Origin of the sequence: Haloplanus sp. GDY1, assembly GCF_023703775.1 — an archaeon.
In the GTDB taxonomy this organism is placed as follows: domain Archaea; phylum Halobacteriota; class Halobacteria; order Halobacteriales; family Haloferacaceae; genus Haloplanus; species Haloplanus halophilus.
The window spans coordinates 2,527,608-2,551,986 of the sequence record NZ_CP098514.1 but is presented as its reverse complement, the minus strand read 5'-3'; the positions used below and the strand labels follow the sequence as shown (position 1 = coordinate 2,551,986).

27 protein-coding genes and 1 tRNA gene are annotated in these 24,379 nt (G+C 71.2%); 13 read left to right on the top strand and 15 right to left on the bottom strand.

All coding sequences use genetic code 11. The features are described 5' to 3' along the window. Window positions 1–63: 63 nt before the first annotated feature. Window positions 64–810 (bottom strand): endonuclease NucS, encoded by a 747-nt coding sequence (nucS, locus tag NBT67_RS13675; protein ID WP_251342321.1) that lies wholly within the window; start codon window positions 808–810, stop codon window positions 64–66. A gap of 105 nt (window positions 811–915) precedes the next feature. Here nucS and NBT67_RS13670 point away from each other — a divergent pair, with 105 nt between their 5' ends. Continuing rightward, window positions 916–1,671, top strand: coding sequence for a DICT sensory domain-containing protein (locus NBT67_RS13670; protein WP_251342320.1), 756 nt, complete (start codon window positions 916–918; stop codon window positions 1,669–1,671). A 4-nt stretch (window positions 1,672–1,675) separates the two neighbouring features. On the opposite strand, the gene NBT67_RS13665 is transcribed toward NBT67_RS13670, so the two are convergent. From NBT67_RS13665 to NBT67_RS13650, 4 genes are all read right to left on the bottom strand, one after another. Continuing rightward, a complete protein-coding gene (locus NBT67_RS13665; RefSeq protein WP_251342319.1) occupies window positions 1,676–2,731 on the bottom strand; it encodes an isocitrate/isopropylmalate dehydrogenase family protein in 1,056 nt (351 codons plus the stop codon). 138 nt (window positions 2,732–2,869) lie between these two features. Continuing rightward, window positions 2,870–3,457 carry a response regulator transcription factor gene (locus NBT67_RS13660; RefSeq protein ID WP_251342318.1) on the bottom strand — a complete coding sequence of 196 codons (588 nt, stop codon included), beginning with the start codon at window positions 3,455–3,457 and terminating at the stop codon, window positions 2,870–2,872. Further along, window positions 3,457–4,983 carry a hypothetical protein gene (locus tag NBT67_RS13655; RefSeq protein WP_251342317.1) on the bottom strand — a complete coding sequence of 509 codons (1,527 nt, stop codon included), beginning with the start codon at window positions 4,981–4,983 and terminating at the stop codon, window positions 3,457–3,459. The genes NBT67_RS13660 and NBT67_RS13655 overlap by 1 nt, the downstream gene beginning before the upstream one ends. A gap of 129 nt (window positions 4,984–5,112) precedes the next feature. After that, window positions 5,113–6,261, bottom strand: coding sequence for a DUF7345 domain-containing protein (locus tag NBT67_RS13650; protein WP_251342316.1), 1,149 nt, complete (start codon window positions 6,259–6,261; stop codon window positions 5,113–5,115). A 185-nt stretch (window positions 6,262–6,446) separates the two neighbouring features. On the opposite strand from NBT67_RS13650, the gene thiD reads away from it, so the two are divergent. The 11 genes from thiD to NBT67_RS13600 all read left to right on the top strand — a co-directional run bounded on the left by thiD (window position 6,447) and on the right by NBT67_RS13600 (window position 18,449). Then, window positions 6,447–7,823: a bifunctional hydroxymethylpyrimidine kinase/phosphomethylpyrimidine kinase gene (thiD, locus tag NBT67_RS13645; protein ID WP_251342315.1), complete on the top strand. Its 1,377-nt coding sequence runs from the start codon at window positions 6,447–6,449 to the stop codon at window positions 7,821–7,823. Between the two features lie 122 nt (window positions 7,824–7,945). Then, a complete protein-coding gene (gene mutS / locus NBT67_RS13640) occupies window positions 7,946–10,624 on the top strand; it encodes a DNA mismatch repair protein MutS (RefSeq protein WP_251342314.1) in 2,679 nt (892 codons plus the stop codon). Between the two features lie 46 nt (window positions 10,625–10,670). Further along, complete coding sequence (locus NBT67_RS13635) at window positions 10,671–11,261, top strand: NAD(P)/FAD-dependent oxidoreductase (protein ID WP_251342313.1); 591 nt, start codon at window positions 10,671–10,673, stop codon at window positions 11,259–11,261. A gap of 49 nt (window positions 11,262–11,310) precedes the next feature. Then, window positions 11,311–11,667, top strand: coding sequence for a 4a-hydroxytetrahydrobiopterin dehydratase (locus NBT67_RS13630; protein WP_251342312.1), 357 nt, complete (start codon window positions 11,311–11,313; stop codon window positions 11,665–11,667). A 60-nt stretch (window positions 11,668–11,727) separates the two neighbouring features. Next, a complete protein-coding gene (locus NBT67_RS13625; protein ID WP_251342311.1) occupies window positions 11,728–12,195 on the top strand; it encodes an FKBP-type peptidyl-prolyl cis-trans isomerase in 468 nt (155 codons plus the stop codon). Window positions 12,196–12,284: 89 nt separating this feature from the next. After that, window positions 12,285–14,528, top strand: a complete 2,244-nt coding sequence (mutL, locus tag NBT67_RS13620; protein WP_251342310.1) for a DNA mismatch repair endonuclease MutL — start codon at window positions 12,285–12,287, stop codon at window positions 14,526–14,528. 37 nt (window positions 14,529–14,565) lie between these two features. Continuing rightward, the gene (locus NBT67_RS13615; RefSeq protein ID WP_251342309.1) at window positions 14,566–15,519 is read left to right on the top strand and encodes a sugar kinase; all 954 of its coding nucleotides are present in this window, start codon (window positions 14,566–14,568) and stop codon (window positions 15,517–15,519) included. Between the two features lie 238 nt (window positions 15,520–15,757). After that, on the top strand, window positions 15,758–16,138 hold the full coding sequence (locus NBT67_RS13610) for a Rieske (2Fe-2S) protein (protein ID WP_251342308.1): 381 nt from the start codon (window positions 15,758–15,760) through the stop codon (window positions 16,136–16,138). 77 nt (window positions 16,139–16,215) lie between these two features. Beyond that, window positions 16,216–17,010 carry a DUF7537 family lipoprotein gene (locus tag NBT67_RS13605; RefSeq protein ID WP_251342307.1) on the top strand — a complete coding sequence of 265 codons (795 nt, stop codon included), beginning with the start codon at window positions 16,216–16,218 and terminating at the stop codon, window positions 17,008–17,010. Window positions 17,011–17,104: 94 nt separating this feature from the next. Next, complete coding sequence (locus tag NBT67_RS18030) at window positions 17,105–17,230, top strand: hypothetical protein (RefSeq protein WP_256474652.1); 126 nt, start codon at window positions 17,105–17,107, stop codon at window positions 17,228–17,230. Between the two features lie 4 nt (window positions 17,231–17,234). Beyond that, window positions 17,235–18,449: a serine/threonine-protein kinase gene (locus NBT67_RS13600; protein ID WP_251342306.1), complete on the top strand. Its 1,215-nt coding sequence runs from the start codon at window positions 17,235–17,237 to the stop codon at window positions 18,447–18,449. 70 nt (window positions 18,450–18,519) lie between these two features. Here the strand turns inward: NBT67_RS13600 and NBT67_RS13595 are convergent, their stop codons facing one another. The 3 genes from NBT67_RS13595 to NBT67_RS13585 form a co-directional block, all read right to left on the bottom strand. Then, window positions 18,520–19,620 (bottom strand): baeRF10 domain-containing protein, encoded by a 1,101-nt coding sequence (locus NBT67_RS13595; protein WP_251342305.1) that lies wholly within the window; start codon window positions 19,618–19,620, stop codon window positions 18,520–18,522. Between the two features lie 260 nt (window positions 19,621–19,880). Next, window positions 19,881–19,954, bottom strand: a tRNA-Phe gene (locus tag NBT67_RS13590). A 61-nt stretch (window positions 19,955–20,015) separates the two neighbouring features. Continuing rightward, the gene (locus NBT67_RS13585) at window positions 20,016–20,606 is read right to left on the bottom strand and encodes a hypothetical protein (protein WP_251342304.1); all 591 of its coding nucleotides are present in this window, start codon (window positions 20,604–20,606) and stop codon (window positions 20,016–20,018) included. 83 nt (window positions 20,607–20,689) lie between these two features. On the opposite strand from NBT67_RS13585, the gene NBT67_RS13580 reads away from it, so the two are divergent. Then, the gene (locus tag NBT67_RS13580; RefSeq protein ID WP_251342303.1) at window positions 20,690–20,845 is read left to right on the top strand and encodes a hypothetical protein; all 156 of its coding nucleotides are present in this window, start codon (window positions 20,690–20,692) and stop codon (window positions 20,843–20,845) included. On the opposite strand, the gene NBT67_RS13575 is transcribed toward NBT67_RS13580, so the two are convergent. From NBT67_RS13575 to NBT67_RS13545, 7 genes are read right to left on the bottom strand one after another with little or no spacing between them, the layout of a single operon-like run. Further along, window positions 20,797–21,351 carry an Ntn hydrolase family protein gene (locus NBT67_RS13575; RefSeq protein ID WP_251342302.1) on the bottom strand — a complete coding sequence of 185 codons (555 nt, stop codon included), beginning with the start codon at window positions 21,349–21,351 and terminating at the stop codon, window positions 20,797–20,799. The two genes, NBT67_RS13580 and NBT67_RS13575, sit on opposite strands and share 49 nt — an antisense overlap. A gap of 38 nt (window positions 21,352–21,389) precedes the next feature. After that, the gene (gene ftsY / locus NBT67_RS13570; RefSeq protein WP_251342301.1) at window positions 21,390–22,454 is read right to left on the bottom strand and encodes a signal recognition particle-docking protein FtsY; all 1,065 of its coding nucleotides are present in this window, start codon (window positions 22,452–22,454) and stop codon (window positions 21,390–21,392) included. Window positions 22,455–22,460: 6 nt separating this feature from the next. Next, window positions 22,461–22,913, bottom strand: a complete 453-nt coding sequence (gene pfdA / locus NBT67_RS13565; protein WP_251342300.1) for a prefoldin subunit alpha — start codon at window positions 22,911–22,913, stop codon at window positions 22,461–22,463. After that, the gene (gene rpl18a, locus NBT67_RS13560; RefSeq protein WP_251342299.1) at window positions 22,913–23,089 is read right to left on the bottom strand and encodes a 50S ribosomal protein L18Ae; all 177 of its coding nucleotides are present in this window, start codon (window positions 23,087–23,089) and stop codon (window positions 22,913–22,915) included. The genes pfdA and rpl18a overlap by 1 nt, the downstream gene beginning before the upstream one ends. Before the next feature lie 36 nt (window positions 23,090–23,125). Next, window positions 23,126–23,797, bottom strand: a complete 672-nt coding sequence (locus NBT67_RS13555) for a translation initiation factor IF-6 (RefSeq protein WP_251342298.1) — start codon at window positions 23,795–23,797, stop codon at window positions 23,126–23,128. Window position 23,798: 1 nt separating this feature from the next. Further along, window positions 23,799–24,077, bottom strand: coding sequence for a 50S ribosomal protein L31e (locus NBT67_RS13550; RefSeq protein ID WP_251342297.1), 279 nt, complete (start codon window positions 24,075–24,077; stop codon window positions 23,799–23,801). After that, on the bottom strand, window positions 24,078–24,230 hold the full coding sequence (locus NBT67_RS13545; RefSeq protein WP_121921429.1) for a 50S ribosomal protein L39e: 153 nt from the start codon (window positions 24,228–24,230) through the stop codon (window positions 24,078–24,080). Window positions 24,231–24,379 lie beyond the last annotated feature (149 nt).

The following is a 24,379-nucleotide window of genomic DNA, read 5'->3' as shown; positions in this document are numbered from 1 at the left end:
GCTGGCGGGCGAGCCGGCGGATGTGGATGATCGATGAGGGAGGTTTCGGCACGGTCCGCCCGATCACGCGTCGGCGTCGTCCGGCGGCCGCCCGGTCGCCGGATCGAGGGCGACGAACTCCAGGCCGTCGCGCTCCAGCAGCGTCGCCGCGCGGTCGGTGACCGAGGGCGCGACGAGGATGCCACGGATCGCCGTGCCGTCGCCGAGTTCGCGTTCGAGGGCGTCGACGTAGCGGCGGAGTTGGCCGACGGCGTCCGGCCCCACCCGCCGCCGCTTCAACTCGACGGCGACGGGCCGTCCCGCCTCGTCCTCGCCGAAGACGTCCATCGGGCCGGCGTCGGTTTCCCGCTCGGTCGCCAGGGGCTCGAACCCGGGATCGATCCGCTCGGGGTTGGCCACGACGTACTCCTTGAGGTCGGCCTCGCTGCCCTGCAGGTCGAGGTCGTCGGGATCGGTCACGTCGTAGGCGGCGAGGTGGTGGACCCAGTCGAAGCGGACGTCGAGGAGTTCCTCGGGCGACCGGCGGACGCTCCGCACCCGCAGGCGGCCGTCGCGGACGCTCGCGAAGTGATCGCAGCCCGGGGGTTGCCAGTTCACCGGCGTGCGCTGCTCGTCGGTGTGGACGAGCGCCGAGCCGTCGGGTTTGAGCAGGAGGAGGCGCTCACCCGGGCCGAGACTGCTCGACGCCCGGCCGTCGTACTCGACGGTACACCGCCCGAAGACGGTGATCAGGTCGCCGCGCCGGAACGCGTCTTCGAGGTGGGTGAGCGCATCCCGGTGGGCCGGGCGGTGGAGGGTGGTGACCGTCATCCGTTCGGCGGCCGTACGCCGTCGCCGTACAAAAGGGGCGCGTCGCCCGCTCCGCGGTCCCCCGGCATAAAAGCACAAATAGCGCCCGCCCCTCTACACGGGCGAATGGGGCTGTTCGAACTCATCGCCGCGGTCGAGGCGGAGGAGAAGACGCTGACCGTGTTCAACCCGGAGGCCGGCGTGGCGACGGCGCTCCGCGAACACTTCGCCGACCGCAACCTCACCATCGACCGGGCCGAGAGCAACGCCGGCCCCCGCAACTACGCGGTGTTGAGCCGCGACGAGGAGTTTCTCGCCGCCATCGACGTGAGCGACGTCCTCGGGCCGACGACGGGCGTCGCGCCGGACTTCACCCGCGAGACGTACGAGACGGTACTCGACGAACTCGACGAGACGCTCTTTACCTCCTACGACACCGAGCGGATGGTGGCCGCCTCGAAGGAGATCGAGGACCGGGCCTGGCGGGGCGCGGCCGGCGAACTCCACGCCGGATTCCAGACATGCGCCCGCTTCGCCTCCCAGGCCGACGTGTACGAACATCTCGCCGACCGCGGCAGCCTCGACGTCCACGTCTACGCGACCCCCGACGGCCACGACGAACTCGACGACCTCGGACAGGTGGAACTGCACCTCTCGACGGAGACGGAGATCAGCGACTCGTGGTTCGTCGCCTACGACGGCGGCGGCGTCGACGCGATGAAGTGTGCGCTGCTGGCCGAAGAGCGACTTCCGGGGTCGTTCTACGGGTTCTGGACCTACGATTCCGAAACCGTCGACGAGGTGATCGGCTACCTCCGGACCACCTACGCCCCGCCCGAGGCAGACGGCACCGCCGCAGACGGCGGCCCCGGCGGCACCTGACGGCTCACAGTCGCTCGCGCAGGTCTGCGGCGACCGCTTCGGTGGTCGACTCGCCGCCGAGGTCCGGCGTCCGGGGTGCCCCCTCGTCCGCCAACTGCGCGGCGACGGCGTCCCACAGCGCCGACGCGGCCGCCTCCTCGCCGAGGTGCTCGAACATGAGCGACCCCGAGAGCACCGTCGCCAGCGGGTTGGCGACCCCCTCGCCCACGATGTCGAAGGCGCTGCCGTGGACGGGTTCGAACATCGACGGGTGGTCGCGGCCGGGGTCGACGTTCGCGGAGGGCGCCAGGCCCATGCTTCCGGTGACGATGGCCCCGACGTCGGTGAGGATGTCGCCGAAGAGGTTCGAACAGACGATCACGTCGAACTCGTCGGGGCGGCGGATCAGGTCCATGCTCGCGGCGTCGACCAGCAACCGTTCGACCGTCACGTCGGGGTACTCCTCGCTCACCTCCGCGACGACGTCGTCCCAGAACACCATCCCGTGGGCCTGCGCGTTCGACTTGGTGACGTTCGTCAGGTGGCCCGCGCGCTCGCTGGCCGCCTCGAAGGCCGCCCGGACGATGCGCTCGGTGCTGCGACGGGTGTAGACGGCGCTCTGAACCGCCACCTCGTTCTCGAAGCCGAGATGTTCGCGCCCGCCCACGTCCGCGTACTCCCCCTCGGTGTTCTCGCGGAAGACGAGGATGTCGATGTCGCCGCCCTCGTAGCCCCGGAGCGGACTCCGCACGCCGTCGAACAGCACCGCCGGGCGCTTACAGATCGTCTGATCGAACCCTTTGCGGATCGGGAGGAGGAGCCCGTTCAGCGTGACGTGGTCGGGGACCTCGGGGTGACCGACCGAGCCGAGGAGGATGGCGTCCGAGTCGGCCAACCGGTCCAGGCCGTCATCGGGCATCATCGCGCCCGCCGACAGGTAGCGTTCGGTGCCCCAGTCGTGGCGCGTGGTTTCGACGTCGAAGCCGTGAGCGTCGGCAGCGGCGGAGAGGACCGGCAGGGCCGCGTCGACGACCGCCGGGCCGATGCCGTCGCCGGGGACGAGCGCGATGTCGTACGTCATGGCCGGTGGGTCGGGTGACGGACGGAAAAAGGTGCGATATTCGCGTCGATCGAGGGGTGTCGAGCGGGGACGGGGGACGCCACCGCCCGGGTGCGTGGATTCGACCGATCGACCGGCAGCAACCGACGGCAGCACCCCTCAGTCCAGCGGGTCGGGCGGGGAGTCGTGCCCGCCGTCCGCGCGCGCTCGGCTGAGGTACGGATCGTCGATGGGCATCTGATCGATTCGCGAGGCGAGGCTCGAAAGCTCCGATTCGAGACGCGAGTAGGCGGGCTCGGCCCGGAGCACCGACTGCGACTCCGATTCGAGCAACGCTGCCCGCTTCGAGAGTTTCTCGACGTACCTGTCGACCGTCTCGGGGAGCGCCTCGCGGCGGAGCAGCGAGTGAACGAGGTCGACGAACTCCTCGCGCGAGACGGGCTTGGTGAGGTAGGCGTCGATGTCGAGGTCGACGATCCGCACGTCCGGCGTCGCGGCCGTCACGAACGCGACCCGGGGACCGTCGGGACGGTCCTGCAGGACGTCGAGCACCTCGTCGCCGGACACGCGCGGCATGTGGCGGTCGAGGATCGCCACGTCGACGTCGCCCTCGTCACAGCGGGTCAGGGCCTCCGCCCCACAGCCCGCACTGACGACGTCGACGTCGACGCCCTCGAGCCACGTCGTGTAGAGGTCGACCAACGTGGGTTCGTCGTCGGCGACCAGGACGCGCGGCGTGTCAGCCATCAGTTTCGACCCCCGTTGCCGTTACCGCCCGAGTTGCCCGCGTCGTCCGAGTTGCCACCGGAGTTCCCGCCTCCAGCGTCGTCAGAGTTCCCGCCGGAGTTCCCGCCTCCAGCGTCGTCCGAGTTGCCACCGGAGTTCCCGCCTCCAGCGTCGTCCGAGTTGCCGCCGGAGTTCCCGCCTCCAGCGTCGTCAGAGTTCCCGCCGGAGTTCCCGCCTCCAGCGTCGTCAGAGTTGCCACCGGAGTTCCCGTTGCCTGCATCGTCAGAGTTGCCCGGGGCGTCATCCGAATTTCCGCCAGAGTTCCCGGAGTCGTCCTCGTCACCGGCATCGTCCCCGTCGTCCTCGTCATCGGCATCGTCCCCGTCGTCCTCGTCATCGGCATCGTCCCCGTCGTCCTCGTCATCGGCATCGTCCCCGTCGTCCTCGTCACCGGCATCGTCCCCGTCGTCCCCGTCACCGGCATCGTCCCCGTCGTCCTCGTCACCGGCATCGTCCCCGTCGTCCTCGTCACCGGCATCGTCCCCGTCGCCAGAGTTCCCGGGTGCGTTCCCCGAATTCCCGGGCGCATCCTCGGAGTTCCCCGGTCCGTCATCGTCGTCTGAATCGTCGTCACCGCCGCTCCCGTTTCCCGCTTCATCCTCGGGAGGACCCGCGTTCCCGCTGTTGCCGGGCGCATCGTCGTCTCGCTCACCGTCCTCCGGCGGCCCCGCGTTTCCGCTGTTTCCGGGCGAGTCGCCCTCCTCCTCCTCGTCGGCGTCCTCGCTGTCCTCCTCGTCGGCGTCCTCGCTGTCCTCCTCGTCGGCGTCCTCGCTGTCCTCCTCATCCTCCTCGTCGTCCTCGTCGTCCTCGTCACCCTGCGCGGGCGCCGGCAGTTCGTCCGGACCGCGTTCGGGGTCGAACTCCCGGTCGGGGCTCTCGCCAGCGATGTCGCGGGCGATTTCCGCCACCTCCGGTCCCCGCAGTTCGTCCGCGTCCTCCCGCAGTCGGTCGAGTTCCGTGCGGTCCACGCCGGACGATTCGAGCGCCTCGTCCGGGAGGTCACGGGAGACGTGCGTGTTCGCCTCGAGCTGTGTCTGGATGGCGCCGACCTGTGCGCTCGTCACCGCCATGCGGGCGCGATACTGGCCGGTCGAAAGCTCGCCGGACCGGTACGCCTCGCGGAGTCGTTCCTGTCGGTCGCGGAGGGTGTCGAGCCGCTCGCGGATCGTGTTGAGATCCGTCGCGACGACGGCCGCCTTCGAGGTGTTCGACTCCGCTCTGGAGACGCGCGTCGCCAGCGAGCGTTCCCCGATTTCGCCCTGGATCTCGGCGCCCTGAACGCCGATCACGCCGGCGAGCCGTTGCCCCGGAGCGATCGATTCGTTGTCGCTACCCGCTCCGGCGTCGCCGGTCGTCTGTGGCGACGGGTCGGGCGTCGCGTCGGCGGGCGTCGGTCCGAGTGCCGCCGCCGCCGGCGCCGCCACCGCCGTGACGACGAGCAGGGCGGTGACGGCGAACGCGACCACGTCGGGAACGTCTCGACTCATCTCGACCGGGGCTACGGAGGAGACACCGATAAACCGCCCCGAACCTGAAGAACCGTTAACCCGGATTAAACGGCGTTTAGGGTGAGCTTGAACCGCCGTCTCCCGGCCGATTGCGGGGAGTGTGGCGGGTCAGTCCTCCTCGGGGATCTTCAGGACATTCTCGCGGCCGAGGCGGAAACCTTCGAGCGAGTCGTCGTCCCGGAGGTCGCGGACGATCTGACTCGTCCGGGCCTCGGTCCAGTCGAACGCCTCGACGATCTCCTGCTGTTTGACCCGGCCGCCCTGCTCCCGCACGAACTGGAGCACTCGCTCCTCGTTGCTCAGGAGGTCCTCGCGCTGCGCGTCGTCCGCGTCGTCGGCCGCCGACTGGGCACCGCCGGCGTCGTCGGCACCGCCACTCCCTGCGTCCGCGCTCCCGGTGGAGTCCGCCGCGTCCGCCGCGTCGTCGCCGAACCGGTCGCGGTAGCGCCACGCGACCGCACCCACGAGGACGAACAGCAGGCCGAGACCGACCAGCGGCATCGTCCCGCTCCCGCCGTCGGACGGGTCGGTCCCCCCGTCGCCACCGGTACCACCCGCCCCGGCGACGGTCGTAGGGGTGGCCGTCGCATCGGGTTCGAGGACGATGGTCGGCTCCCCGGAGACGAAACTCGTCTCGGCGCCGCGCCAGACGACCGCGTCGGAGCGGCGCTCGTCCGGTTCCGGCGACGCTCGCGTGGTGGCGTAGTCCGACGGCCACTCGACGACGAGGCGGGTTCGGTCGTCGAGGAAGAGCCCCTCGATGGCGTCACCGACCCGGATGGTGTCGCCGTCGACGGCGGCGAAGCCGTGCCACCGGAACCGGTAGGTGATGACGCCGTACTGCGGCGGCGTCCGCGTCTCGGCGCTCACCCCGAACTCCGTCGCGGTCATCTCCCGTCCGGTCGCGTTCTCCGCGGTAGACACCGTCGATCGCATCCGTGAGGCGAACCGGTCGGAGAAGTTCGAGGGGTTCTCCTCGATCTCGGCCTGCAGCGACTCGAAGGCGGCGGTGGTGTTCTCGTCGTCGAGTCGCGTCCAGTACTGGACGGTCCAGGAAGCCGACCCGTTCCGGTCGACGGAGACGATCAGCCGAACCGAGTCGGTGTCGATCCCCTGCTGGAGGAGCGATCCCCCACTAACCTGCGCAGGCGACGAGGTCGGTGCCGACGCGACGGCACCGATCCCCGGAACGGTCGCCGCCACGAGCAACACGGCGACCGTGACGGCGACGACCCGACCGAACGAGCGCTCCCTCATCTGCGTATCCCTGCGTTTCCGCCGGTCGTAGATAGGTCTTGTCGCTTCGGTCGACGAGCCGATTCGTCCATCACCGATAAATATCAGCTCGTAATAGTCGCCACCATGGCAACGCCACTCGACACGGCACCGCGTCGTGAGTATCGGCCGACACGTGTCGCGGTCCCACGCGAGGGAGGCGCGGCGTGACGCGCCGTCGCGCCCCCGTCGCGCCGCCCGTCGCTCTCACCGTCGCCGGCAGCGACTCCGGGGGCGGCGCGGGGATCCAGGCGGACCTGAAGACCATGGAGGCTCACGGCGTCTTCGGCACCTCGGTCGTCACCGCGGTCACGGCACAGAACACCCGCGGCGTCGAGGGGAGCCACGTCCTGCCGGCCGAGGAGATCGCGGCCCAGTACGACGCCGTCGCGACCGACTTCGACCTCGGGGCGGTGAAGACCGGGATGCTCGCGACCGAACCCGTGATCGACGTCGTCGCCGACCGGATCGCCGACGCCGACGCGCCGGCCGTCGTCGACCCGGTGATGGTGGCCGCGAGCGGCGACCGGCTGCTCGATCCGTCGGCCGAGGCGGCCTACGAGTCCCTGATCGCCGAGGCGGCACTCGTCACGCCGAACGCGGACGAGGCGGCGGTGTTGACCGGGATCGAGCCGACCGATCGCGAGAGCGCACGCGAGGCCGGCGAGGAGCTGGTGGCGATGGGCGCCGACGCCGCGCTGGTGAAGGGAGGGCACGTCGGCGACGGCGACACGGTGACCGACACGCTCGTCGGCGTGCGCGCCGACGGGGAGCCGACGGTCCGGACGTTCGAACACCCACGGATCGACACCGACGCGACCCACGGGTCGGGCTGTACGCTGTCGAGCGCCGTCGCCTCGCACCTCGCGAGTGGCGAGACGCTCGACTACGCCGTCGAGGCGGCGACGGCGTTCATGGAGCGGGCGGTGCGCTACGGCCTCGACGTGGGGGGCGGCCCGGGCGCCGTCCACCACCTCGCGGCGCTCCGCGAGGCGGCCGACCGCCACCGGACGATGACCGACGTGGCCGAGGTGGTCGAGGCGTTCGTCGACCGCGACGTCTCCCGACTCGTCCCCGAGGTGGGGATGAACGTCGTCGGCGCCACCGCGTACGCCGAGCGGGTGAGCGAGACGGCCGCCGTCGAGGGGCGGATCGCGCGCACGCTCTCGGGGGTCGCCCCCAACCGCGGCGTCCGCCTCGGCGCCTCCTCGCACGTCGCGCGCTTCCTGCTCGCGGCCCGCGAGTTCGACTCCGACCTCCGCTTCGCCGTCAACTGCCGGTTCGACGAGGAGACGGCGGCGGCGGCCCGGGAGTTGGACGGCCCCGTGACGGCGTACGACCGCGACGCCGAACCCGAGGACGCGAGCGGGACGATGGGGTGGGGCGCCAGGCAGGCGTTCGGCGGCGTCGAAGGGTCGGAGACGCCCGTCGCGGTCCTCGACCGCGGCGACGTGGGCAAGGAGGCCATCGTGAAGGTGGTCGCCGAGACGCCCGAGGAGTTGGGCGAGCGCGTGTTCGCGCTGCTCGATTCGGTGGAGTCCTGAGACGGGGGATTGTCACTGCTTTCGGTGAGCCGCCGGGGCGATCCGGCGACCCGCCAGTACTGACGTACAGTAACCCGTACGAGACCCACAGCGTTTTACCCGCCGACGGCCCGGGTGTGAGTATGACTGCGGACGGCATCGTCGGGGAGTTTCTCTCCCTCAAGGGGGAAACGGACGCCGACCTGCTGGCGATGCAGTGTGGTGACTTCTACGAGTTCTTCGCCGAGGACGCCGAGTTCGTCGCCGACGAACTCGACCTGAAGGTCTCCGAGAAGTCCTCCCACGGATCGACGTACCCGATGGCCGGCGTGCCGGTCGACGACCTGACGCCCTACCTGAAGGCGCTCGTCGAGCGCGGCTACCGCGTCGCCGTCGCGGACCAGTACGAGACGGAGGACGGCCACGCCCGCGAGATTACGCGGGTCGTCACCCCCGGAACCCTGCTGGAGACGACGGACCCGACCGCGCAGTTCCTCGCGACGGTCGTCGCCGTCGACGGTCGCTACGGCCTCGCGCTCGCGGACGTGACCACCGGCGAGTTCCTCGTGACGACGACGGGGTCGGCCGCGGAGGTGGGTTCCGAACTCCACCGATTCGATCCCGTCGAGGTGGTGCCGGGGCCGACCGTCCGCGGCGACGACGACCTGCTGGACCGCATCGAGGAGCGCACGGACGCGCCGGTGACGGAGTACGACGACGCCGCGTTCGCGCCGGGGCGGGCCGAGCGTCGCCTGCGCGAGCAGTTCGGCGACGCCATCCTCGAGGGCGTCGGCCTGGAGGACCGGGCAGGGGTCGCGGCCGCCGGCGCCGTCCTCGCGTACGTCGAGGAGACGGGCGTGGGCGTCCTCGACGCGCTGACGCGCCTGAACGCCTACGACACGGGCGACCACCTCGACCTCGACGCGACGACGCAGCGCAACCTCGAACTCACGGAGACGATGCACGGCGACCGGGAGGGTTCCCTGCTCGCGACGGTCGATCACACGGTGACGAGCGCCGGTCGGCGTCGCCTCCGGGAGTGGCTCACTCGCCCCCGCCGCGACCGGGACGTCATCGACCGCCGCCTCGACAGCGTGGCGGCGCTCGCCGACGCGGCGCTGGCCCGCGACCGGGTCCGGGAGGTGCTCGGCGACGCCTACGACCTCGAACGACTCGCCGCACGGGCGACCGGCGGGAGCGCGGACGCGAGCGACCTGCTCGCGGTCCGTGACACCCTCGACGTCCTCCCCGCGCTCGCGGAGGCAGTCGCGGACGACCGCCTCGCCGACTCCCCGCTGCCGGCCGTCGTCGACCGGCCGGACCGGGAGACGGCGGCGAGCCTGCGGGCGGAACTCGACGCCGCTCTCGCCGAGGAACCGCCGGGAACGATCACCGAGGGCGGCCTCTTCCGCCGCGGCTACGACGACGAACTCGACGACCTGATCGACCGGTACGAGGAGGCCCGCGAGTGGCTCGACGGCCTCGCGGACCGCGAGAAGGAACGGACCGGCATCACCCACCTGCAGGTCGACCGCAACAAGACCGACGGCTACTACATCCAGGTGGGGAAGTCGGAAACCGACGCCGTCCCCGAGGAGTACCGGGAGATCAAGACGCTGAAGAACTCCCGGCGGTACACCACGGACGAACTCGAAGAGCGGGAACGCGAGGTGTTGCGACTGGAGGAGGCCCGCGGCGACCTGGAGTACGACCTCTTCCGCGACCTGCGCGACCGGGTGGCGAGCCACGCCGAACTCCTGCAGGGCGTGGGGCGGACGCTGGCGACGGTGGACGCGCTGGCCTCGCTGGCGACCCACGCCGCGAGCGCGGACTGGACGCGGCCCGAGGTGACGGCGCCGGGACCGCTGTCCGTCGAGGCGGGGCGGCACCCCGTCGTCGAGCGGACGACGGATTTCGTGCCCAACGACCTGCAGTTGGACCGGGAGCGTGGCTTCCTGCTGGTGACGGGGCCGAACATGAGCGGCAAGTCGACGTACATGCGGCAGGCGGCGCTGATCGTACTCCTCGCGCAGGCGGGGAGTTTCGTCCCCGCGCGCTCGGCGACGGTGGGCGTCGTCGACGGCATCTACACGCGCGTGGGCGCGCTCGACGAACTCGCGGGCGGCCGCTCGACGTTCATGGTCGAGATGCAGGAGTTGAGCAACATCCTCCACTCGGCGACCGAGGAGTCGCTGGTCGTCCTCGACGAGGTGGGACGCGGGACGGCGACGTACGACGGCATCTCCATCGCGTGGGCGGCGACGGAGTACATCCACAACGAGGTGGGGTGTAAGTGTCTCTTCGCCACCCACTACCACGAGCTGACGACGCTCGCCGATCACCTGCCGCGAGTGGAGAACGTCCACGTCGCCGTCGCGGGCGACGACGGCGACGACGAGGACATCACGTTCCTCCGGACCGTCGAGGAGGGACCGACGGACCGGAGCTACGGCGTCCACGTCGCCGACCTCGCGGGCGTCCCCGACCCGGTCGTCGACCGGTCGCGGGAGGTGCTGGACCGCCTGCGGGAGGACCGGGCCATCGAGGCCCGCGGCGCGGGGGGAGACGGCGACGGCGGGACGACCCAGGCGGTCTTCGACCTCGGATCGGGCGGGTTCCGGGACGGAAGCGGGGACGGTGGGGCCGACGACGGCGGGGGCGCGAGCGACCCCCTCGATCCGGCGACCGAGGAGGTCCTCGCGGACCTGCGGGAGACGAGCGTCGCGGAGACGTCGCCGGTCGACCTGATGGCGCGGGTCCGGGAGTGGCAGGAGCGCCTCGACGGGGCCGAAGCGGGAGCGGAACCGGAACCGGAAGAGTAGGCCGCCTAACGACACGTCTTTTTCCGCGTCCGACGAACCCGTGCGCATGACGCACGTAGCAATCGTCGGTGGCGGCCCCGCGGGACTGAGCGCGGCGCTGTTCGCGTCGAAGAACGGCCTCGACGCGACGGTGTTCGACACCGACGAGACCTGGATGCACAAGGCGCATCTGTTCAACTACCTCGGCGTCGGCTCAATCGGCGGCGACGCCTTCATGTCGGTGGCCCGCCAGCAGGTCGACGACTTCGGCGTCGACCGCCGGCAGGGCGAGGAGGTGACCGGCGTCGCGGCGGACGGCGACGGCTTCACCGTGACGACCGCGGACGACGAGTACGGGGCGGACTACCTCGTCCTCGCGACGGGCGCCGACCGGAGCCTGGCCGAGGACCTCGGCTGCGAGACGGACGAGGACGGCGTGGTCTCCGTGGGCGTCGAGATGGAGACGAGCGTCGACGACGCCTACGCCACGGGCGCGATGGTTCGGGCCGAGGAGTGGCAGGCCGTGATCTCCGCTGGCGACGGCGCCGCGGCGGCGCTGAACATCCTGACCAAGGAGAAAGGCGATCACTACCACGACTTCGACGTGCCGGCGGACGCGACCGAGGCGTTCGGCGGGATGGTCGACGACGACGCGTAGGTTGGCGTGTGGCCGAACGTACAAACCGCCGGCGTCCCAACGGTCGTCCATGTCCTCACTTGCCGACGAGCCGTGTGAAGCCTGCACGAGCGACGACGATCCGCTGACGAGCGACGAGTACGAGGCGTATCTGAACGACCTCCGGGGCGACGTGTGGGAGGTCGTCGACGACCACCACCTGCACGCCCACTACGAGTTCGAGGACTTCCGTGACGCCCTGGAGTTCACCTACGAGATCGGCGAACTCGCGGAGGAGGAGTGGCACCACCCCGACATCGCCCTCGCGTGGGGTGAGGTCAAGGTGGAGATGTGGACCCACAAGATCGACGGCCTCCACAAGACCGACTTCGTGATGGCGGCGCGGATGGACCGCATCTACGAGGGGGAGTACGAACCGGACGAGTAAGCCGAGGGCGGCGACAGGGGGAGTCCAAGCCCTTATGCGTCCGACGCCACTGGGTCGAGCATGGCGATTTCTACTGGCGATTCGGTCACCATCGCGTACACCGGCCGTCTCGACGACGGGACGGTCTTCGACACGACGGACGAATCGGTCGCCGAGGAGGCCGGCCTCCGCGAGGAACAGCCCGAGCGGGACTTCGGTCCCCTCACCGTCGAGGTCGGCGCCGGCAACCTCATCGAGGGGATGGAGGAGGGCCTGCTGGGGCTGGAGGAGGGCGACTCCGAGACGATCACGGTCCCGCCGCAGGAGGCCTACGGCGAGGCGGAGGGCGACAGCGTTCGCGAGTTCGACCCCGAGGAGTTCGAGAAGATGGTCGGCCAGAACCCCGAGGAGGGCCTGCAGGTGCGCGCCCAAGGCGGCGCGGTCGGCACCGTCGTCGACGTGAGCGAGGACACCGTGCACGTCGACTTCGAGCACCCGCTCGCGGGCGAGACGCTGACCTTCGAAATCGACGTGCTGGCCGTCGAATAGGGCCGCCGGCGGGGGCTCACGTTCGATCGAGTGGCCGGGGCGTCGCCCCACCGTGGCGTTGATGACCCCCGACGACGACGGTACGTCCCGTGAGCGAGACGCCGACCATCCACGCACTCGACGACGCGACGGTTCGCCGCATCGCCGCCGGCGAGGTGGTCGAGCGCCCGGCGAGCGTCGTGAAGGAACTGTTCGAGAACAGCCTCGACGCCGACGCCTCGCGCGTGACCGTCGCCGTCGAGGGGGGCGGCGTCGAGGCGATCCGGGTCCGCGACGACGGGGTCGGCATGACCGCGACGGACCTCGAACGCGCCGTCGAGGAGCACACGACGAGCAAGATCAGCGACGGCGACGACCTGGACCGGGTGGGGACGCTGGGCTTCCGGGGCGAGGCGCTCCACACCATCGGCGCGGTGTCGCGGCTGACGATCCGATCGCGCCCCCGCGACGGCGGGCGCGGGCACGAACTCGCCGTCGAGGGGGGCGAGGTCGGCGAGGTTGCGCCCTCCGGCTGTCCGCCCGGGACGGTCGTCGAGGTGGAGGACTTGTTCTACAACACGCCGGCCCGGCGGAAGTTCCTGAAGACCGAGGCGACGGAGTTCGACCACGTGAATCGCGTGGTGACCCAGTACGCGCTCGCCAACCCCGACGTGGCGACGACGCTCGAACACGACGGCCGCGAGGTGTTCGCCACCGAGGGGAGCGGCGACCTCGAATCGACCGTCCTCGCCGTCTACGGCCGCGAGGTGGCGTCGTCGATGATCGAGGTGGGGGAGGGATCGAAGCGCCCGTCGAGAGGCGGCGAAGCGGCCGGGACGGCCGACGACGACGCGCCCGTCGAGTCGGTCGCCGGCCTGGTGAGCCACCCCGAGACGACGCGGGCGGGTCGGGAGTACCTCTCGACGTTCGTCAACGGCCGCTACGTCACCGCGGGGACGCTCCGCGAGGCGGTCCTCGACGCCTACGGCGGGCAACTCGCGACCGACCGCTACCCCTTCGCCGTCCTCTTCGTCGAGGTACCGCCGGCGGCCGTCGACGTGAACGTCCACCCCCGGAAGATGGAGGTGCGGTTCGACGACGAGGAGGCCGTCGCCGAGGCCGTGCGGACGGCCGTCCGCGAGGCCCTGCTGGACGAGGGACTGGTCCGCTCGGGCGCCGCGCGCGGCCGGTCCGCGCCCGCGGAGACGGAGATATCGCCGTCATCGCCGGAACGGGACGTCGCGGGCGGCGAGGCGGCGCCCGACGGCGAGGAACGGTCGAAGCCGGAGCGAGGAGACGCCGCCGACGGGGACGGAGCCGCCGACGGGGACGGAGCCGCCGACGGGGACGGAGCCGCCGATCCGCTCGCCTCGGCGACCGACGAGCCGGCCGACGCGGCGGGCGGCGCGGACGAGTCGGCGTCGGAGACGACGCGGGCGTCGACGCTCGACGAGGTGTCGGCCGGTTCCGGGGCCGCCGCGAGTCCCGCCGCCGAGGCGTCGACGGCCGACGAACCGGCAGACGGGGACGTCACAGCCGACAGATCGGCGGACGGAGTCTCGACGACTGACGCCGACGAACCGGCAGAGTGGAACGCGGCGGTCGACGCCGACGGAGCGTCGGACCGGGAGGCGACCGGCGGGACGGAGGCCGCGAACCGGGAGGGGTCGCGCGGCGTCGTCGTTCCCCCGACCGATCAGCGGACCCTCGACGGTGAGCGGGCGGCGCCGGACCGCGACTTCGAGCGCCTGCCCGCGATGCGCGTGCTGGGGCAGTACGACGACACGTACCTCGTCGCGGAGACGGCCGAGGGGCTGGCGCTGATCGACCAGCACGCGGCCGACGAGCGGATCAACTACGAGCGCCTGCGCGCCGAGATGGGCGGCGAGACGCCGACGCAGGCGCTGGCCGAGCCGGTCGACATCGAACTCACGGCGCGGGAGGCGTCGCTGTTCGACACCTACCGGGACGCGCTGGCGGAACTGGGGTTTCACGCCGACCGGAGCGGCGAGCGGACCGTCGAGGTGCGGACGGTGCCGACGGTGTTCGACTCGGCGCTCGATCCGTCGCTCCTGCGGGACGTACTGACGGGATTCGCCGCGGAGTCGGCGGGCGAGACGGTCGACGCCGTGGCTGACGCCCTGCTCGCGGATCTGGCGTGTTACCCGTCGATCACGGGCAACACGTCGCTGACGGAGGGATCGGTCGTCGACCTGCTGGACGCGCTGGACGACTGCGAGAACCCCTTCGCCTGCCCGCACGGGCGGCCGGTGGTCGTCTCGTTCGACCGCGACGAGATCAGCGACCGGTTCGAGCGGGACTACCCGGGGCACGGCGGCCGACGCGCGGAGTGAGGCACACCTTTTTGCGCCGGTCGGCCGAAGTGCGCCCGTGACGGACCTGGTCACCGTCGGCGACGCGACCCTCCGGTTCTCGCCGCCACGGGGCGAGCGCATCGAGACGGCGAGCGAGTTCGCCGCGCACGTCGGCGGCCCGGAGAGCAACGTCTCCGTCGCGGCGGCGACGCTCGGCCTCGACGCCGCGTGGCTGTCGAAGCTCCCCGACACGCCGCTGGGCCGGCGGATCGTCGGCGAACTGCGCCGCCACGGCGTCCGCACGGGCGTCGTCTGGACCGACTCGGGGCGGGCGTCGACGGCGTTCGTCGAGCGCGGCGCCGCGCCCGGGGGGCGCACCGTCCCGGACCGCGAGGATGCGGCCGTCGCGACGACGACGGCCGACGACCTGCCTCTCGGGGCGGTTCGCGACGCCGAGACGCTGTTCGTCAGCGGCGCCACGCCCGCGCGCTCGGAGACGCTACTGGAGACGACGGCGACGCTTCTCTCGGTCGCGGGCGAGGCCGACACGACGCGGGCCTTCGACACGCGGTTCGGGGCGACGGGGCTGGGCCCCGACCGGGCCCGCGACCTGTACGACCACCTCCTCGACGACGTGGACGTGTTGATCGTCGACGAGACGGACGCCGAGGCGGTGTTCGACCTCGACGGCGACGTGGTGCCCGCGGCACACAGCCTCCGGACGCGGTACGACTGCGAGACGGTGGTCGTCACGCGGGCGGAGCGGGATCGTCCGACGGTCGGACTCCACGGCGAGGAGATATACGAGGTGCCGGCGTTCGAGACGGAGACGCGCGACACGGCGGGCGTCCACGACGCGTTCGTCGGCGGCTTCCTCGCCGGCCGACACCGGAGCGACGGAACGAAGGGGGCGCTGACGGAGGGTGCGGCGACGGCGGCGCTCAAGCGAACCATCGTGGGGGACGTCGTCGTCGGATCGTCGGCGGACGTCGCGGGGATCCGCGACGACCGGAAACGAAGTGACCGCTGAGAGGCAGCAACCGGCCCCGTCCCGGTCGGGGAACTCGGGTCGGGGCCGGCGCAAAGCGCCGGTCGGGTCGGGGAGACGCGTTGCGGGGACCGACGCCGCCGGCACACGGGGAGTGAGGGCGGCGTCGGCGAACGGTACTACCGGGGGACGAAACATAAATCCATCAGAGACTCAGACGCGGATTTCAGTCTCGACCGCGTCTCGACAGGTCTTTTCGGCGTCGGCGCCCAGGACCGGTATGGAAAGCGACGTCGACGCGGCCGAGGACCGGCGCATCGTCCCGGTCGCGGACGTTCCCGACCGCGGCACGTTCCGGTTCGAGGCAGTCGCGGACGGCCGACGTATCGAGGGAGTCCTGCTGCGCGACGACGGCGTGGTCGCCTACCGGAACTCCTGTCCGCACGAGCCGGACGTGAAACTCGACCGGGGGCTGGGCGCCCTGATCGACGGCGACCAGCTCGTCTGTCACGAACACGGGGCCCGCTTCGACTGCGACGACGGCTACTGCACCCGCGGCCCGCCGCGCGGCCGGACGCTCGACCCCATCGACGTGGTCGTCCGCGACGGGGCGGTGTACCTGACCGACGACCGGTTCGAGTCGGCACGGCGACTGGACTGAGCGGGCGGCGGACGGCGGCCGTGTCACGTCGTGACGGCCGGGTTATACTTTATCTCCTCGCCCGACGTAGTCCGGGCATGACGTCGAGTCGCGTGCTGACACTCCTGTTCGTCGTGCTGACGGTGACCGCCGGCTGTCTCGGCGGCGGCGCGGCCGAGGCCGTCGCCGAAGCCGAGGAGGCTTCCGGTGCCGCCGCGGGCGGCCCGGCCGAGGACGGTCCCGCGCTGACCGACCCCGAGGCCGCCCTGCGCGAGGCCGGGAGCTTCACGGTCACCTGGCGATACGCCGGGGTCGACGCGAGCGGGACCCGCTCCGAAGTCCGGTACGAGTACTACGCGGACCTGAACGCCGGGCGCTCGCTCACGGTCACGTCGTCGAGTCGCGACGGGGTGAGCGACGCCGGGTCGAGCGAGCAGTTCGTCGCCGACGGCGTCACCTACGTGCGCGCTGGACCGGCGACGGCGACGACGTACGTCGCCTACGAGGGAGGAAGCGACGCGCTCGGTAGCGCCCTCGCCCACTCGCAGGCGCGCACCTACGGCGCCACCGACGGCCTGGTCGACCGGGGGACCGAGCGGTTCGACGGCGTGACCGTCACGCGCTACGAACTCTCGGGGGCGGATTCGGCGCTGATCCGAGCCGGATCGACGACGGCCGGATCGCCCGGCGCCGCCGAGGTCACCGACTTCCGGTACGTCGTCCTCGTCGACGCGGACGGCCTCGCGCGGTACGAGTCGTGGTCGGTCGCGGGACGGACCGCCGAGGGCGAGGCCGTGAGCGGCGAGTGGGAGTACACGCTCGCGGGCGTCGGATCGACGACCGTCGAGGATCCCGAGTGGCTGGCCGCGGCCCGGACGGCGACGGGGCGCTGAGAGCGCACGCGCCGGCGCCTCGGCGCCACCCGATCGCCGCGCCTCCGATCGGACCCACCTTTATGGGGGAACCCTCACCACGGGTAGACGAACGATGGTCGAGGTCGCGTTGCAAGGGAGCGTCGGAGTGCAGCAGTCCGTGGCCGTTACGATCTGGGGACTGATCGGCGTCGTGGGACTGCTCGTCGGATACTTGCTCGGTCTCAGGTTCGGGGGCTGAGCGGATGCAGACTTCGCCTCCCGTCACGAACGCGGTCGAAACGGTGGTCGCGGCCGCCGTCCCGGCCGACGCGCCGCTACAGGTGGCACGCGTCGGGCCGGACCCGCGGACCGTCCTCCTCTACGCGATTCTCATTGGCGTCCTGAGCCTCGGCCTCGGCTTCGGGGTCGGTGCCTACCGGACGCGGCGCCGGTCAGAGGGGGCGGCTCCGGACGAACAGTCGACCTCCGCGTCGAACGCGGGCGCGGCCCAGGACGCCGCCGAGGGCGGCCCGTCCGGAACCCGAGGCGGTCCGGAAACCGGGGACCCGTCGCGTCCCCCTCACGAGCCGACGGGACGGGAGGGGAAACCGACCGCCACCGGCGAGGGGCGACCGCCCGACCGGATCCCCCGCGCGCCCGACGTGTCCGTCGACTACGCCGACCTGACCGACGAGCGACCCATCGGCGGCGGCGGGAACGCCGACGTGACGCTGGCGACGCTGCCCGCCCGGACCGGCGACGTTCCGCTGGCGATCAAGAAACCCCGGCTCTCGGGGACCCTGCACGCGGACGCGGTGGACCGTCTCCTGCGGGAGGCGGAGACGTGGGACAAACTCGACGACCACGACCACGTGGTCGGCGTCGTCGACTACGGCGCCGAACCCCTCCCCTGGATCGCCATGGAGTACATGGACGGCGGGCATCTCGGCGAGCGCGCGGGGCGGCTGGGGACGGCACAGGCGCTCTGGACCGCGCTCGCGGTCACGACCGGCGTTCGACACGCCCACCGTCGCGGCGTCGCACACCTCGACCTGAAACCCGAGAACGTCCTCTTTCGCTCCGTCGACGGCGCCTGGGACGTCCCCAAGGTGGCCGACTGGGGGCTCTCGAAACACCTGCTCGACCGTCCGGAGAGCGTCGACGGGCTGTCGCCTCACTACGCCGCACCGGAGCAGTTCGACGACGCCTACGGCCCGACCGACGACCTGACCGACGTCTACCAACTCGGCGCCGTGTTCTACGACCTGTTCACGGGCCGGCCGCCCTTCGAGGGCGACTCGACGGCAGTGATGCGCGCCGTCCTCGACGACAGTCCGCCGCCGCCGAGCGCGGTGGCCGACGTCCCCGAAGCGCTGGACGACGTCGTCATGACGGCACTCGCGAAGGACAGGGACGACCGCTACGACGACATCGTCTACCTCCGGGACGACCTGCAGGACCTCTACGACGGGATGTGAGGGCCGCCCGCCGCCAATCACGACGCGGCGCGGTCGGCGGACGCGAGGGCGGACCGCCCACGGACCGCGATCACTCCATCGGGAACCGGAGGAGCGCGCCCACGCCGTCGAACGCCTCGTCGACCCGTTCGGCGCGGTCGAGGTCCGAGGGGACGACGACGACGTCGCTTCCCGCCTCCGCCGCCCGCTCTTCGAGGGCCTGAGCGTCCTCGGGAGGGAGCGAATCGAGGAGGAGCAGCGTCTCGACCGCGTCGCGTTCCAGCGCCCGGTCGACGTCCTCGCGCCCGCCGACCGCCGGCTCGTCGCCGTCGAGCGCGTCGAAGAACCGGTCGAGCGCGTCGCGGGCGTCGGTCGCCTCGAACGCACCGGCGCCCTCCGCGGCGTCGACCAGTTCCCGGAGGCCGGTCTCGGTGGCGTACTCCACGTCGAACGGGCCGACGAGGGCGTCGGCCAGAGGCTCGGGCAGGTGATCCCCGTCGCGGAACGTCTCGACGATCACCTCGCTGCCGCCCAGCACCAGCCCCGACACGGAGGGCTCCCGGTCGACGTCCCCGGTCGCCGCGGCATCCAGGAACGCGCGCCCGGCGGCGTCACCGACGGCGTCGAAGAACTCCTTCCGGCGCTCGTCGCTCCGCCCCTCGAAGCGATCCTCGTTTCGTCCCGTCGCCGCCTGCTTGCTCGGGACGTCGCTCTCGACGGTTTCGACGACGTCGATGTCCGTGCCGTCGTACCGACCCAGGACCGCCGCCTCGCGACCGACGACCAGCAGTCCGTAGGCGTCCGTCCCCGGGACGCTGGGCGCCAGCGGGTCCGTGTCGAACTCGTTGGCGTGTTCGTAGACGGACGCCGCGACCGGATCCGGGAGGTCGTCGAACACGTAGGTGACGAGGTCGGCACCGACGACGCCGGTGTAGACGGCGAGGCCGTTCGCGGGCGTCTCGTCGTACTCGTTGAGGACACGCTTTGCCTCCTCCATCGCGCGTTTCAGCGGCCGTCGAACCTCCTCGTCGACGTCGAGGTACTCCGCCTCGGCCACCTCGGCCTCGACCCGGCGCCGCGTCTCCTCGACCGACTCCTCGGGCCGAACCGACACCGTGACCAACTGTTCGCCGTCCGCTTCCGCGTCCGATACCGCCTCGATCCGCTCGGAGAGGGAACGTTCGTCGTTCATCGTAAGAGCGTCCGACCGACGATGGTCGTGTTCCGTCTGATCCAGCGAGAGGGAATACCCTGTTGATCCCTCCGCTCCGTGGAAACCCTCCCCAGTCGTGTCCGCGGACGACCGGCTCTACCGCGCCGAGCGGAGCGAGGCGCGGTTTCACTGCTGGCGAACGAAGTGAGCCAGCAGGGGTTTTTCCCCACGTTTTTGCAAGGAGCGGTGCCCGCAGCGAACGAAGTGAGCGAGGACACCCGACGCAGCAAAAAGTGGAATGCCGCCTCCCCGATTTGAACGGGGGACAGCTCGATCTTCAGTCGAGTGCTCTCCCAGTCTGAGCTAAGGCGGCGCAGTTCCGACGAGGGGGATAACCGGCAAAAGGATTTCGAATCCCGGCGGCGGCCCGGGGGTCAGGAGACCGTCCGGCGCTCGGTGAACGTGCGGGTTCCGTCCGCCGTCCGGACGGTCGTCTCGATCCGGATCCGCCCCCCGTTCGACTCGATGCGCGCGGCGTCGACGTAGCCGACGCGGACCGTCCGCGTCCGCGTGACCGTCTCCCCCGCGTCCAGTCGACCCACGTCCGACGCCCCCTCCCAGACGAAGCTCCCGTCGGTCGTGATGACGGTCGAGACGCGCACGGAGCGGGCGGCGTCGTCGCCGCGGTTCGTCAGGGCGATGGTGACGGTCCGGCATCGCGACCCGCAGGCCGCTATCGAGCGGACCCGCATGGCGACGTCCGGTGTCGTCTCGGCGGTTCCGGTCGCCGCGGGCGTCGGGGTCGCGGTCACCGCGGCGGCGCCGTCGCCGGTCGCGTCCGGGGTGGACGTCTCGCCGGCGGATCCCACGAGGAGGGCGCCGGCGACGACGACCACCACGGCGACCAGCCCCGCCAGCGCGACGTCGCGCCGGCCCCAGGAACTGGCCGCCGACGAGGGGTCGTCGTCGCCGGCGTCCGCCTCCCCGGCCTCGGCGGGCGCGGACGGCTCTCGATCCCCCGACATGCGTCGGGAATGGCCGCCGGCGCGCATAGCTCTGGTGGCCGTTCCGGCGAGAGCCTTTTGCTCGCGACCGGGCTACACCCGCCATGGCCGAGACGTTCGTCTGTCCGATCTGTGACTACGAGTGCAAGACCCGAAACCACCTCCGCGAACACCTGCACGACCACCACCACAAAAGCGAGATCATCGACCGCTACCTGGAGGCGCGGGCGGGCGGATCGGAGCAGGCCGACAGCCGGTAGGTATCGACGTCGGCGCCGGTGCCAGCGTCGCGTTCGGCGGCGGCCGCGATGGCGTCGCCGGCGAGCGCCGCCGCATCGTCGAGCGACGCCTCGGGATCGTGGCCGGCTTCGAGGCCGCCGAGGGCGACGGCCGCGCCGCTGCCGAACGCCGCGAGCCGGTCCTCGGTGACGCTGCCGTCAGGAGCCACCGACCGGAGGGCCGGCGTCCCGTCGGCGTCGCGCGCGGCCACGAGAACGGAGGCCCCGAACGCGTCGGCGGCGTCGGCGGCGAGGCGGGCGAACGCGTCGACCCGCAGGTCGCCGCGCTCCGTGCGATACGACCGAACGTCGGCGTCGAGGCGGTCGACGAACCCCTCGACGTCGCCGCAGACGACGGCGGCGCCGACGCTCCCGAAGTCGAGGACGTGCCGCCGGGACCGGCTCCGGACGCGGCCGTCGGCCACGACGAGTCGGTCGCCGGCGAGGACGACGCCGCCCGCACAGGCGACGCCGACGACGGTGCTCATGGGAGGTTGGAGGCGACGGACGGGGGTAGGCGTGTCGGCTACCCGACGAGGTCGTCGACCAGCGACTCGGGATCGAACCGGTCGAGGTCGTCGTACCCCTGTCCCGTGCCGAGAAAGAGGACGGGCTTGCCGGTCACGTAGGCGACCGAGATGGCGGCACCGCCCTGCGAGTCGGCGTCGGCCTTGGTCAACACCGCGCCGTCGATTTCGGCCGCGTCGTCGAACTGCTGGGCGCGTTCGACGGCGTCCTGACCGGCGACGGACTCGTCGACGAACAGCGTGAGGTCGGGGTCGACCACGCGGTCGATCTTCTCGAGTTGGGCCATCAGGTCGCTGGAGGTGTGGAGTCGGCCGGCGGTGTCGCCGAGGACGACGTCGACGTCGTTGGCTTCGGCGTACTCCACGCCGTCGTAGATGACGGCCGCGGGGTCGCCGCCCTGTTCGTGGGCGATGAGTCGCTTGCCGAGCGCCTCGGCGTGTTCGCGGATCTGCTCGTTGGCGCCCGCGCGGTAGGTGTCGCCGTTGGCGAGCACCGAGGAGTGGCCCCGCTCCTCCAGATACCGGGCCATCTTGGCGATGGTGGTCGTCTTGCCGACGCCGTTGACGCCGGTGAAGACGATGGTGACCGGCTTGTCCGCCTCGGCGATGCGCTCGTCGAAGTCGAACTGGCCGACGCTGATGACCTCCAGCAGGGCGTCACGGAGGGCGTCCTCGACCAGGTCGCCCGTACTCGCCATCTGGGATTTGGTCTCGCCGACGAGGTTCGATCGGATCTGATCGAGGATGGCCTCCGCGACGCCCATCTCCACGTCGCTCTCCAGCAGCGCCATCTCCAGGTTCCAGAGGGGCTCCTCCAGATCCTCCTCCTCGAGGACGACCTTGCCGGTGGCGAAGGCCTTGGCGCGCTGGAGGCGACTCGGGGAGTCGGCGTCGGCGGGTGCGTCCCCGGCGGCCGTGTCCTCGACGCCGTCGGTCTCGGCCGACGGCTCGTCCGGGGGCTCCGGTTCGGCCGCACCCTCGGGGTCGGCCCCGCTCCCGTCCTCGGCGCTCTCCTCGACGTCGCTCCGAAAGCTGTCCAGCTTGTCTTTCAGTCCGTCGAACATCGCCCGCTACTCGTCGTCCTGCTGTTGCTGCATCTGCTGCATCTGCTGTTGCTGCATCTGCTGTTGCATCTGCTGGGCCTGCTGTTCGATCTCGTCGCTCTCGTCTTCGAGTTCGGAGATCTCGTCCTCCACGTCCTCGATGCGGTCGTCGAGCACGTCCTGTTTGCGTTCGAGGGCGTCGACGGCGTCGTCCTGCTCCTGTTCGGCCGCGTAGCCGCCGCCGAGGTCGACGATCACTTCGTCGATGTCCTGCACCTCGGCGCGGAGGTACGCGCCGCCGCCGAGGGGCACCTGCACCGTCGACCCGGAGTCGAGCGTCTCGATGGCCTCGATGGCCTCGTCGATCTCGTCCTGTCGGTCGCGGAGGTCCTCCACCTCGCCTTCGAGTTCCGCGATCTCCTCGTCGATGGCCTCGAGCTCCTGGGAGAGCTGCTGGAGTTGCTGCTGACCGCCGCCCATCATGACGCGGTCACCTCCTCGATCTCGATCTGCGTGCGCTTGAGGCCGTGCTCGCTCCCGAGTTTCGCGAGGGTGTGCTCGCGCGCGACGTTCTCGTTGGGGGCGTCTACCGCCTTGTCGAACGCCCGGTAGCCGGTTCGGTCCTGAAAGCGTCCGCTGACGACGAACTCACTCATGTACCGAAGGGTCGTGAGGAAGCGGGAAGTATCTTCCTACTGCCGCTCGATGTAGCCGAGGGTCTCCTCGATGCGGCCGAGTTCCGGACCCGTCGTGTCGGTGCCGACGACGTAGCCCGCGTCGTTGGCGACGAGGCCGGAGCCGACGAGCGGCGCGCCGTAGTTGACGGTGCCGATGTCGGCCCGCACGTCGAGACACTCCTCGATCGCCTCCAGTTCCGGTTCGCGCGACTTGGGATGACAGAGGACGCCCTCGTTGGTCGCGACGGCGGCGGTGCCGACGGTGCGCACGTCGGCAAGGTCGCCGCGCTCGACGGGCACGTCGAGCGCGGATTTGACCGTCTGGATCGCCTCCCGGCTCAGATCCGGGTGGACGTACGCGCCGTAGTCGTTCGCGAGGACGACGTTGCCGGCGGCGTTGATCCGACCGGGGAGTTCGGCCACCGGGAGCCCGGTCGCCTCCTCGATGGTCGAGATCTCGCGGTCGGTCGCGCGGCTCGTCACGAGCAGCCCGGACTCGTTCCCGACGGCGAGGGCACCGACGGTGCCGGAGCCGCCGACCGTGGTCGTCACTGGCTCGACGTCGAGTTCCGCCGCCACGTCCGCGACGGTGTCCTCGTCGGCGTCGGGACGCACGAGCAGACAGTCGTTCGTCGCCCGGGCGAACACCCCGACGTACGACGATCCGGCGAAGGAGGCGCGTAACACGTTACTCGGCGGTCTCTGCTTCGACGACCGGTTCGCCGTCCTCGACGAAGCGGGCGGCGCGAACGCGGAGCTTGCTCGGCGGGTTGTTCCGACCCTGCGCCCACACGGCCTCGTTGATGCCGGTGTCGAGGCGCACCTCGCTCTCGTCGACCTTGAAGTGCTGGGCGAGATGCTCGCGGACGAGCTTCATCGCGGCGTCGGCTCGCTCGTTCGACGGGGCCGCCCGCGCGTCGCGAAGCGGGACGGTGACCACGCGCTCCTCGAAGTCGTTGGCGCTCATCTATTCGTCCGTGTCGTTCCGGCGCCAGTTGCGACGCTTCGGGTTGCGAGTGACCTGTCGATCCGTCTTGAGCATGACCCACGCGGGGACGCGACTGTTCTGTCGCTCCAGCTTGGCGAGTCGCTTCTTCTTCGCCTTCGATTTCTTGCCCATAGTGGTTCCGTCTACCCCGTCGCCGCATAAAATCTTGTTCTTTCGGGCGTCGGCCGGACGACGCGTCAGCGGATTCGATATCGCCACATGGGATTTATCGCGTGGCGACGGACGGCCGTAGGGTGCGACGGGGCGGAGGTCCGACGACG